The sequence below is a fragment of the uncultured Tateyamaria sp. genome, from assembly GCF_947503385.1.
In the GTDB taxonomy this organism is placed as follows: domain Bacteria; phylum Pseudomonadota; class Alphaproteobacteria; order Rhodobacterales; family Rhodobacteraceae; genus Tateyamaria.
The window spans coordinates 1-11,738 of record NZ_CANNDO010000021.1 but is presented as its reverse complement, the minus strand read 5'-3'; the positions used below and the strand labels follow the sequence as shown (position 1 = coordinate 11,738).

The window sequence follows — 11,738 nt, the reverse complement described above, 5'->3', positions numbered from 1 at the left end:
GCGGTCATGCCGACCTTTACCCCCGACACCCAAGGCACCTACGAGTTCGATCTGGTTGTGTCGGATTTCGAGTTCACGTCCGACCCGGTGACGCTCTCGCTGGTTGTCCCGAACAGAGCCCCAACCGCCAGCGTCACTGGGCCCGAGACAGGCACCTTGGACGGGGAATTTGTTTTCGATGCTGCCGCATCGAATGACCCGGATGGCGACGCATTGGCGTTCTCGTTTGCAATCGTCGATGGTCCTGCGGGCAACGCCGCCACGTTGATCCCTGGCGCAGATGGTACCGCAGCGCTTTCTGCGGATATCGGCGGGACATATGAGATCCGGGTGACGGTATCAGATGGCGTTGATACGGCCTCGGCCTCGGCGGTGATCGAGATCACTGGGGCCAACCGGCCGCCTGCGTTTGTCGGTCTGGTTGCGGATTACGCGGCGGAGGTCGGGCTGCCGCTGTCCGTGACCTTTGAAGCTGTCGATCCTGACGGGGATACGGTGAGCTACTTCCTGCAACCGCTGCCTTTGCCCGAGGGCATGCAGATCGATACCTCCACCGGAGTGCTGCTCTATTTGCCGGAACCGGGAGCGGAGGGGGTCATCTCTCTCACGGTTGGCGCCAGTGACGGAGTTCTGACAACGGTTGAACCCATCGCGATTACCGTGGCCCCACCGGACGCGGGCGAGACGTCGCTGGCCGGCGTGGTTCTTGACGCGACGGATTTCGCCAACGGGATCGAGACGCCCGTGGTGGGTGCGCGGATTGCGCTGGCCGGGGCCGCGGTGGACGTGGTCACGGACGCCGCTGGCGGTTTTGTATTGCAGGGGCTGACGGCTGGCGACGATGTTCTGAACGTGACGCCCGACAATGCGGGGGGCGGTTTTGACTATGCTGTCGATCGTCGCACCGTGCGCGTTTTCGACAATCAGGCCGCCCGCTTGCCGGGGCCTGTCCTGTTGTCGCGTCTGGGCGATGGCTGTGCGCCGGTCGTGGCAGGCGCGCCGACAATCCTGCAAAGCGCCATTTCGGGGGTTCGTGTCGATGTCCCGGCGGATTCCGTTCTGGACACCACAGGCGCGCCTTACACGGGCGAGATTTGTCTGGGATCACTGCCGCAACAGATTGCGCATCCCGGCTTTGCCGAGGGCGTGGAAGCCTGCCAGATCTACGCGCTGGATGCGCCGGGGGCCGTGTTCTCGCAGCCTGTGACGGTGACGGCGCCGAATGTCGACGCCTTGCCCACCGGTGCGCGCGCGACCCTGTGGCAATTGCAGAACGGCTTTGCCCGATTTGCGCGCATTGCCCGCGGTGACGTCAGCGCGGATGGCACAGAGATTGTCGCGGCAAATGTCGATGTGCGCGATGGCAGCTCGCTGATCGCCTTCCTGCCTCAGGCGCCCCGCACGAGGGCGTCGGACTCGGAACCCACAGGCATGCGCAGCGTCACCCCCTTCCTTGGCAACAACGCAACCACCTACACGCTGCCCGGTTACATGGCCTTTGGCGAGACACAGCAGGTCGGGCTGACCTATAACAGCCAGTCCATTGGTAGGACGATGATTGTCACGGGGGACGTGACGATCCCCGCCGACGCGTCCTTGCCCGTTTCGCTGACCACGACGTTACGTGTCGGCGGCCTCGATATCGCGGATGAGCGGGTCTGGACCGTGCGCGAGGGGCTGGACGGGACCGTGCCCGCGCTGGTGGGCGAAGCCGTGACGGCCAGCCAAACCGTGCCACTGGACACGTCGGGCCTGACATCCGGGCGCGAGGGCTACAGCTTTGTTGCCCGGGCGCATTATGCCTGTTCCACTGTCATTGGCAGCCATGCCTCCGAGGTTGTCATCAAGAACGATCGTCAAAGCCCCTATGGTACCGGCTGGGCCATCGATGACCTGCAGCAGCTGGTGGTCGAAGAGGACGGGTCGATCACCGTTCTGGATGACGATACTGTCACTTCCTTTGACCCGGCGCAGTCCTTTACCGCGTTTGATCCCGATCCGGTTGTGATCCCGGCCGATTTCCCGATCTTCCTCGCGGTCGAGGATTTTGACCTCGACGGGAGCCCGGATATTGCCGTGGCCGAGTCTGGTCCCGGCGATGTAACCCTGATCCAGTCTTTCGGCGGGGATGAATTTGGCCGGGTGCGCAGCATCAATGCCACCGATGTGCGCCGCAACAGCGACAGTGACCCAGAGCTGGAGGCGGACCTGACCTCGATCGTTGCGGCGGATTTCGACCGCGATGGCTTCCTCGACATCCCCTATACCGGGCAGCTTGCCAAAGAGCTGGGCGTGCTGTTCGGCGATGGCACCGCGCGTTTCATCAAGGAAGTGCAGGATGACGATGCCGACGCACGTTACATGGTGCGGGCCGATCTGGACGGCGACGGGTTCGAAGACATCATCTATGCTGAAAGCACCGCTATCACGATTGTCGGTAACGCGGACATCCGCGCCTATTTCGGCGGCCCCGACGGGTTCACCGAAGCGCGCGTCTACCGCACCACCGAGGGTGGCATTCGCTCGGGCACCTTGCCGCTGGAATTGAAGGTTGGCGATTTCGACAGCGACGGCAACCTGGATGTGGCCGTACGGTCGCGTCTGGGTATCCACTTTGCCTTTGGTGAAGGCGGGCGCAATTTCACCGGTCTGACCACCGATATCGCCAATCGCGGCTTTTTCGTTCTGGGCGAGCAGATGCAGCTCAGTGATGTGGACGGCGACGGTTTTGAAGAGCTGTTTACGCTGCAAAGCGACGTCGGCTTTGTCTACTTCCCCAACCTTGACGGGCGCAGCTTTGGCACGCCGGTCAGTCTGGCGAGTCCACCGGGCGCACTGGAGCGGGGGCAGTTCTTTTTGCGTGATGTGGATGGCGACGGGCTGGAGGACATCCTGTTCTCGCTCGACAGCGCGCTGACAGTGTTCCGGTCGAACGGCGACGGGACGTTCCAACCCGCCGAGCTCAGCAGCATCGCCCACGCGATCAATGGCAATTTCATTGTCGAGGATATGAACGGCGACGGCACGCTGGATCTGGTGTCGATGCAGGGTGGGTCGGATGAGACGGGGTTCAATGGCTCGGTCACGATCGATTTCGGTGTGGGTGATCCCGACGGCGTACTGCGCGCGACGAATGGCGAGTTCTCCGAGCTGCGCGCCTTGCCCGGCGGCGGCTGGGAGCGACGCTACAAGGACGGGATGATTGTCGAATTCAACGCAGCCGGCCTGCAAACGGCGATGGTCGACCCGCAAGGGAACCGCAAGGAATATGGCTACGGCGACAACAATCAGCTGGTGTCCATGGTGGACCAGGTTGGTGGTGAGACGGTCCTGGAATACGGGCCCAACGGGAACCTGGCCCAGATCACTTATCCCGACGGGCGCCAAACCCTGTTCAGCTATGACCTTGAGGGCAATCTGCGCGATGTGACCGAGCCGACGGGATCCACCGTGTCCTTCAGCTATGACGACACGGGCCAGCTTGTCAGTTCAACCAATCAGAACGGCAACACGACGACCTACAGCTATGATGCGGCGGGCAACATGTCCGGTGCGGCCTTGCCCGATGGATCATCGGTGTCGAACCTTGTGGCCTCGTCACTGGGGTTGATTGACGGTCTGGGCGGCGTTGCCGAGCAACCGCTGAAATACGTTGCACCCGAGGACCGTGTGACCACGGTCACGGATCGCAAGGGCGAAGTGACAACGATTGAGGTCAACGCCTTTGGCTCGGTCATTCGCACCGTCGATCCTGTGGGTCGCGAGGTTCGGATCACCCGGGATGAAGCCAACCTCGCCGTGCGGGTCGAGCGCCCCAGCGCTGCGGCACCCGGCGGTGTGCGCGTGGATGAGATCGCCTATGATGCCCGCGCCAATGTGACCGAGATGCGCGAAGCGGTGGGCGCCCCGTCCGAGCGGGTCACGCGCTACAACTACGAGCCCGTTTACAACAAGGTCACGCGCATGGTGGACCCGGACGGGTTCGAGATGCTGTACGATTACGACGCCTTTGGCGAAGTCACACGGATCGTCGATGGTGAGGCGGGCGCGCGGACCTTTGTCTATGAGGCCGACGGCAAGCTCGCCAGTCGCAGCGATGAGAATGGCAACGAAACGGCATTTTCCTACAACGCCTCGCGCAATCTTGGGCAGATCACCTATGCGGATGGATCTGTCACGGGGATGACCTATGACGCCACCGGCAACGTCACCAGCATTGCCGAGGCACAGGGCACCGGCATCGAACGGCAGGTGCAGCGGACGTACGACGCGCTCAACCGGGTGCTGACGGTCGAGATCACGGCAGCGGATGGCCAGCAGATCGACGGGGTGACATCCTACACCTATCTGCCCGCCGGCAACCTGGCCACGGTCACGGATGAGACGGGCCTTGTCACCACGATGGGGTATGACGGGCTTGAGCGCCTTGTATCGCTGGACGACCCGGCCGAAGGGCTGATCCAGCGAACCTACAACGAAGCTGGCGAAGTGGTGCAGCACATCAACGGCGACGGAGAGGCGCACACCTATGCCTATGACGCTGTCAGCCGTCTGACGGAGACCACAGATGCCGAAGGCTTTGTCAAATCCTTTGCCTATGATCCGCGCGACAACATCTCGACCGTGACCGATGGGCGGGGCGGGGTCACGACCTTTGCCTACGACACGCTGGACCGGATGCTGGTGCGCACCAACCCCATCGGCGAGGCGATGACGCGCGCCTATGACGGGCGGGACAATCTGGCGACGCTCACGCGCGAGGATGGGGCGGTCGAGACGGCAACCTATGACGGGCTGGGCCGCCGCGTGCAGGTGGTCACACCGGACAACACGCTGATCTATGGCTATGACCCGCGGTCCAACCTGATCCTGGCCGCGGACAACGACAGCCGTGTGACCTTTACCTATGATGAACGCAATCGCCTGGTGACGTCGACCACGGACGGCACGGTGGGGCCACAGCCCGAAGTAACGCTGAGCTACACCTACGACCAGCTCGACCGACGTCTTGCGATGTCCGACAGCTTTGGCGGCACAACCACCTATGCCTACGATCCCGAAGACAGGCTGACCGAGCTGACCGCCCCCTGGGGCACGGTCTACACCTTCGGCTATGACGGCGAGGGGCGGCGGACATCGCTGACCTCGACTTCGGGGCGGGTGTCCACCTACACCTACGAAAACGACCTGCTGACGCGGTTGGAACATGCGCAGTCGGGCGTCGCGCTGACGGACCTGAGCTATGCCTACGGGCCCGACGCGCAGCTGACGTCGATCCTCGACAACCTCGATCCGTCCAAATCCAAAGCCATCGCCTATGACGACCTGAACCGCCTTGTGCAGGTGGCCGAAGGCGTGCCGGTGGCGCAGGGCGGGGTGCCAATTCCGGTCGAGGACTATGCCTATGATCAGGAAGGCAACCGCCTCGCGTCGCACCTGTCGGCACTTTATTCCTCCAACGCGCACAACCAGCTGCTGGAGGATGACGACTTCACCTACGCCTACGATGCCAAGGGCAATCGGGTGTCGAAGACGTCGAAGCTGGATGGGTCGGTGGAAACGTATAGCTATGACAGCCAGAACCGGTTGGTGGGGTATGCGTCCCCGACGGTGACGGCGAGCTATGCGTATGATGCGCTTGATCGGCGGATTGGGAAGATGGTGGATGGGACCACAGCGACGTTCGTTTACAACACAGTCGACGCGGTATTTTCAAAGTCAAACGATGTCCTCTTTGATTTTGAAGATGGAAAGTTGCTGCGCCGTTGGCTGATGGCTGACAAAACAGATGAGCCCATCGCATACGAGGAGTATACGTCGTCGGAATTGCCGGGATCCGGGACAGAATTCGAAGTGTTTGCTGACCGCAATGGTACGATAACACATGAAGTTGACGTCGTGAGTGGATCGGTCCGCAGCCAGCCAACATATGATGCTTATGGACTTCTATTGCCAAGTGGTGAACCGACGCGCTACGGATTTGCTGGTCGCGAATTTGATCCTGAAAGTGGCCTTTATTACAATCGCGCTCGCCACTATGAGCCAAGGTCGGGACGATTTGTACAAATCGACCCTTTAGAAATCGCAGGCGGATCCTTTAACCAATACACCTATGCCGCAAATAACCCAGTCCACTGGAAAGATCCAACTGGCTTTACGAAAAACAAAGGCGGTCCAAAGTCCATCAGCGGCAAAGCAGAATACCATTGGTTGTCAGTTAAAGGTTCGGTTCTGGCTGCCAGCTCGGTAAACACTGTAGCTTCGGGCACGCTCACAGTCGTCGAGGGTATCCTGACCAAATTAATGGACGCTGGCCTGTTTGATAATAGTCTGTCTGGCCAACCCGCTGGTTCACCTCAATGCACACGATCGGGCAACGATGGACGCAGCAAAAAAACACAACGCGCTTACATTGTGTTCAGTCGCGATGGTGCTGAGAAAGTAGGTATCACTGGGGGCCCGGCTCGCAAAGACGGTGTGTCAATCAGGGCTTTGACATCGATGCGCAAGGTAAAGCTGGAGCTCGCAAAGTTGACCGGTGATATCGCTGGGGAACTGATTGTTGTTATCATTCAAGAAATGGCTGGAGCGCCGGGTGTGAGGCAGGATATGCTACAGTTCGAACAGAAGGTGGCGTCCGCACTGGACGGGCTTGGGTCACCCCTCACTTGCCACAAAAGACCAAAGCCATGAAACGATTAAAGAGCGTAGAAACATCATTGCTTTATCTGGCACGGTATCAGCAAATACATGGCCGCGCGCAACAAGAGCTGATTCCGTTTGGTGAAGTCGTATCATGGCATTTTGCGACGTTTCTCAAGACAAACACACTTGAACTCGGGTCTTTCTCAACACTGAGATGCTTTGCAGTTGGCCACGACGTCGCACAAGACTTTCGCCTCAAGGGTAGCACCGGCACACAAACAGTCTGTGTAGGCAACGATGTGCCCCTTTTGTCGGACCTCACTGGCGAAGAGAGGTTCGATTTTCTGTTTCTCATCGTATCGAAAGCAATGGCAGAGATCGCTCCAGAAGTTGCTCAGAGAGAGGACGTCATCGCCCGTGCAACCCAGTCACTGCGCAGCAACGGATTTGCCGTAAAGTGGGTTCATTCAAGGAAATTCTTGCGGGCAATGAATGCTTCAATATCCATTGAATCGCGCATGGGTATAGGCGGGTGCCTCGTCTTTGCTGTGATACACCAAGATGATGTCGAGGTCGCAAGCCGCCATATCGAAACGGCTCCTGCAACTATGAGATCTGTAGTGGGTCGTTTCAACAAGATCGAAGTTGATCAAGATACAGTATATTTACGAGACGATCTGAACAACGGTCTGGAAGACATTGATATCCACGGTTCACTGTTTCTGCGGGACCCCCAACCGGACTCTTACTACAAATGGTCGATGCCGCTTGCGGACATTAAGCGTACGGTCAAATGACCAGTCTGCCCGCCTGTTGCCTCCCAGGCTGAGCCGTCCCCAGCACTGTACTTGTTCAAAGCACAGCAGAAACGTCTGACCGGTTACAGACTTATACCAAGGCAAGCGATTTTTTGACGCGGTTGGAACATGCGCAGTCGGGCGTCGCGCTGACGGACCTGAGCTATGCCTACGGGCCGGACGCGCAGCTGACGTCGATCCTCGACAACCTCGATCCGTCCAAATCCAAAGCCATCGCCTATGACGACCTGAACCGCCTTGTGCAGGTGGCCGAAGGCGTGCCGGTGGCGCAGGGCGGGGTGCCAATTCCGGTCGAGGACTATGCCTATGATCAGGAAGGCAACCGCCTCGCGTCGCACCTGTCGGCACTTTATTCCTCCAACGCGCACAACCAGCTGCTGGAGGATGACGACTTCACCTACGCCTACGACGCCAAGGGCAACCGGGTGTCGAAGACGTCGAAGCTGGATGGGTCGGTGGAAACGTATAGCTATGACAGCCAGAACCGGTTGGTGGGGTATGCGTCCCCGACGGTGACGGCGAGCTATGCGTATGATGCGCTTGATCGGCGGATTGGGAAGATGGTGGATGGTGATCACCGCGCGTACATCTATGACATTTCCGAAGATTATCCTTTGCGGTTTGATGACATAGCACTCGAGTTCGGTTTAAGCGTTGCACCTCTGTTGGAGCGACGATGGCTACATTCGAACCATGTCGATGAACCACTCGGATTTGAGGCATATGGTTCAGTGGCAGTCGCGGGTTCGGGTACCAATTATAGTCTGCTATCGGACCGACAAGCTTCAACTCTTAAAGTCGTCGAAAATCAAAACAATGATGTTGTCGCAACATATGAATATGATGGTTTCGGTCAAATCTTGCTTTCACAAGAAAACTTGGCGCAGCCTTATCGGTATTCTGGTCGCGAATTTGATAGTGAGAGTAGACTATACCACCTAAGAGCAAGAACGTACGATCCGGCCCTGGGAAATTTCTTGCAAGACGACCCCATAGGTTTTGCGTCCGACCAATTCAATTTATATCAATATGCGTACAGTGATCCGTTCAACTATTTTGATCCAACAGGGTATTCTGGAACGGCAACAAAAGGTATCTTGACAGCGGGCGCATCGGTACTAGCCGTCGATTCCTATGTAGGTGTCGGTACTTCCGTTATTTCACTAAGTGGATCTATAGCAAGAGTTATGGCTTTTGCTGCGCCAGCTATTGTATTAACCAGCAGTACTCCGGATGAGAATTATGAAGCTGAGCAAGAGTCCTGTGACTTAGCGAGAGAGCTGGCTGAAAAAGCAGTTGGCGAGGCATTCGAAAGATGTATGCTAACGGCAAGTCTCGCCCCAACGCCAAGAAATAGGAGAATTCAAATCGCCAACTGCAAAGAAAATGCGAGACGAGGTTAGCAACTAGCGGCTGACGATTGGGGTAAGTGCTTGTCGGAAGCAAGAGCGAAATACCGCTGAGGATCTATATTTGACGACTTCCAACCGAAATAAGTTGCAAGAGGCATTGGCCGTCGCAAATCGATTGGTCTCTGAGGGTGTTTCTGCTGAAGAGGATGTGGACCGACTTTTAGAAGTGACTGGTGAAATATTCAGTCGACTTCCGGTATTACTACACGATGAGATAGAGAAATTTCCGGGGTCTTCGCCAGGAGCTTTTTATGTGTTTGCGGCGAATGGTAAATTAAAATTGGCAAGGGAAGTTTTCTTGATCTATTTTAAAGAGTTTTCTGGTGATAGCCAGAATGAAGATGCTGAAAAGATAGAAGTGTTTTCAGACTATATTTCTGGGTGTGTAGAATGTGATATTGACAAATTTTTGTTCCCAATAATGGATGCGGCTCGTAAAGTTAAGTATCCTGAATGACGGATAAAGTTACGTGAAAAGTGTTTCTTCAAGAATGTCAATTTGGTTTTTACTCAACTTGCCACTTAAGGACCGGAATACAATCATTTTCAATTCAAAACTATCGCCTAAGACGCCAAGGGGAACGGGGTGTCGAAGACGTCAAAGCTGGATGGGTCGGTAGAGACGTATAGCTACGACAGCCAGAACCGGCTGGTGGGGTTGACCTGCTCCCCTGAAAAGTCCTGGATTTGAGGTTAGCCTGTTCTCCAACTGAGGAGACAGAGGATGAAGAGAAGCCGTTTTAGTGAAGAACAGATCATTGGCATTTTGAAGGAATGGAGTTCCCCCGGTTTGATGGACACTTTTTCACTGATGAAGGAGAGTGTTTTTCATGCCGAGAACGAGGAACCCGTTTCCCACGGAATTTAGGGAACAGTTGGTTGCGCTGGCGCGAGCTGGTCGCAGCGTTGAAAGTCTGGCGCGAGAGTATGAACCGTGTGCAGCTACGATCCACGAGTGGGTCAAACATGCCGGGGCGGATGACGGCGAAAGCGATGCGCGACTGACCAGTGCCGAGTTGGAAGAACTGCGCCAGTTGCGCCGGGAGGTGAAGCAGCTTCGCCAGGAACGGGACATACTCTCAAAGGCCGCGGCTTGGTTTGCACAAAACGACGTGACATCGCGGAGGTCTTCAAGTTCATGACCGCGAACCAAGCCGAGTATTCGATCCAGTTGATGTCGCGCACTCTGGGTGTTTCCCGCAGCGGTTTCTATGCCTATCACAGTCGCCCGCCCAGTGATCGGCAGGTTGTCGATTGGTCTTGCCCCACTGGAGTGGTCCTCCGCTATGTTTAGGAAAACGGAGGAAGACCATGGCAAACAAGCGCCCGAAGCCCGAAGAGATTGTCACGAAGTTACGGCAAGTTGAGGTCCTGACGGGGCAAGGAATGCCGCGTCTGGATGCGATCCGCCAGATTGGCGTGACTGAACAGACCTTCTACCGCTGGAGTGCAGGCGGATAAGAAAAGGCCCCAGTGGGGCGTTTTCCCGCCAAACAAGTACGGTGGAATGGGCACGGACCAATTGAAGGAACTGAAGCGTCTGCAGAAAGAAAATGAGCGGCTGCGCAAGGCCGTTTCTGATCTGACGCTGGACAAGCTTATCTTGGCGGAAGCAGCAAAGGGAAACTTCTAAGCCCCGCTCGTCGCCGTGCTTGCATTGATCGTGTTCGTGCTGAGTTGAATATCTCGGAACGCCGCGCGTGCCGCGTTCTGAAACAACACCGATCCACACAGCGTAAGGTGCTCGTTGGTCGCCCAGACGAAGAGCGGTTGGTGGCCGACATAATCGAGCTGACCCGGCGATATGGCCGATACGGCTATCGTAGGGTCGCAGCGCTGCTGAGAGATGCTGGCTGGCATGTGAACGACAAACGGGTCGAAAGGCTGTGGCGGCGAGAGGGGCTGAAAGTGCCAATGAAACAACCAAAGAAGGGGCGGCTCTGGCTCAATGATGGGTCGTGCGTCCGGCTTAGGCCAGAGCATCGAGATCATGTATGGTCTTACGACTTCGTGCATTGCCGCACTGACGACGGGAAGGCTTTCCGGACACTGAACATCATCGACGAGTACAGTCGGGAGTGCCTGGCCATCCGTGTGGATCGTAAGCTGAACTCAGGCAACGTCATCGATGCCTTGAGCGACCTGTTCATTCTACGCGGCATCCCATCGTTCATTCGCTCAGATAACGGTCCGGAGTTCGTAGCTCAGGCCGTTCAGGACTGGATCAAGGCGGTCGATGCAAAGACGGCTTACATCGAAACGGGCTCACCTTGGGAAAACGGATATTGCGAAAGCTTCAACGCCCGGTTCAGAGATGAGTTCTTGAACGGCGAAATCTTCTACAGCCTGCGAGAAGCCCAAATCCTGATCGAAGAATGGAGAAAACACTACAACACGAAACGCCCCCATAGTGCTCTGGGCTACCGTCCGCCAGCTCCGGAAACCATCGTCCAGATGGACCAAAGGCCGGTTATGCACTAACAATCAAATTGGACCACTCAAGTGGGGCTGATCATCGGCGTCCGCGGCAGGATGATACCCGGTATCCTTACCTCCGAGCAGTGGAACTTACTGCAGGCCAGGGCTGTCAAGATAGTTCTCGGTTATCGTCACTATGCAGCTTAGAATTCAACTCGATTAGAGACATCCCGCCCAAATGGATGGCGTGCTGAATACTCTGAAGAACAGTTGTGATCTAAATTGCATTCGTGGTTGTGTGTGCGGTGCTCAAAAAAGTGTTGCTAAAACAACCACAAGTATGCAGTTTCGCGCCTAACGAGAATATTCGGACGTGGGGACGTTTATGTTGGGTTGGATCAAACGCGGCTTTGCTGCGTCTATTGCATTTTATGTTGTTGTTTCA

At 56.8% G+C, this 11,738-nt stretch carries 6 protein-coding genes and 2 pseudogenes; all 8 read left to right on the top strand.

All coding sequences use genetic code 11. From position 1 onward, the window contains the following. The first annotated feature begins 6 nt into the window (after positions 1-6). The 8 genes and pseudogenes from Q1A85_RS22905 to Q1A85_RS22875 all read left to right on the top strand — a co-directional run bounded on the left by Q1A85_RS22905 (position 7) and on the right by Q1A85_RS22875 (position 11,356). On the top strand, positions 7-6,693 hold the full coding sequence (locus Q1A85_RS22905; RefSeq protein WP_299695392.1) for an FG-GAP-like repeat-containing protein: 6,687 nt from the start codon (positions 7-9) through the stop codon (positions 6,691-6,693). After that, complete coding sequence (locus tag Q1A85_RS22900) at positions 6,690-7,442, top strand: hypothetical protein (protein ID WP_299695390.1); 753 nt, start codon at positions 6,690-6,692, stop codon at positions 7,440-7,442. Before Q1A85_RS22905 ends, Q1A85_RS22900 begins: the two co-directional genes overlap by 4 nt. A 113-nt stretch (positions 7,443-7,555) precedes the next feature. After that, positions 7,556-8,866, top strand: coding sequence for an RHS repeat-associated core domain-containing protein (locus tag Q1A85_RS22895; RefSeq protein WP_299695388.1), 1,311 nt, complete (start codon positions 7,556-7,558; stop codon positions 8,864-8,866). Between the two features lie 70 nt (positions 8,867-8,936). Continuing rightward, the gene (locus Q1A85_RS22890; protein WP_299695386.1) at positions 8,937-9,332 is read left to right on the top strand and encodes a hypothetical protein; all 396 of its coding nucleotides are present in this window, start codon (positions 8,937-8,939) and stop codon (positions 9,330-9,332) included. A gap of 123 nt (positions 9,333-9,455) precedes the next feature. After that, positions 9,456-9,566 (top strand): annotated as a pseudogene (locus Q1A85_RS22885) (RHS repeat domain-containing protein); the annotation flags it as partial. A 139-nt stretch (positions 9,567-9,705) separates the two neighbouring features. Next, complete coding sequence (locus Q1A85_RS23035; RefSeq protein ID WP_366140631.1) at positions 9,706-10,017, top strand: transposase; 312 nt, start codon at positions 9,706-9,708, stop codon at positions 10,015-10,017. Then, positions 10,014-10,169, top strand: a complete 156-nt coding sequence (locus tag Q1A85_RS22880; protein WP_299695384.1) for a hypothetical protein — start codon at positions 10,014-10,016, stop codon at positions 10,167-10,169. Before Q1A85_RS23035 ends, Q1A85_RS22880 begins: the two co-directional genes overlap by 4 nt. Positions 10,170-10,186: 17 nt before the next feature. Further along, a pseudogene (locus Q1A85_RS22875) lies at positions 10,187-11,356 on the top strand (IS3 family transposase). The last annotated feature ends 382 nt before the right edge of the window (positions 11,357-11,738 follow it).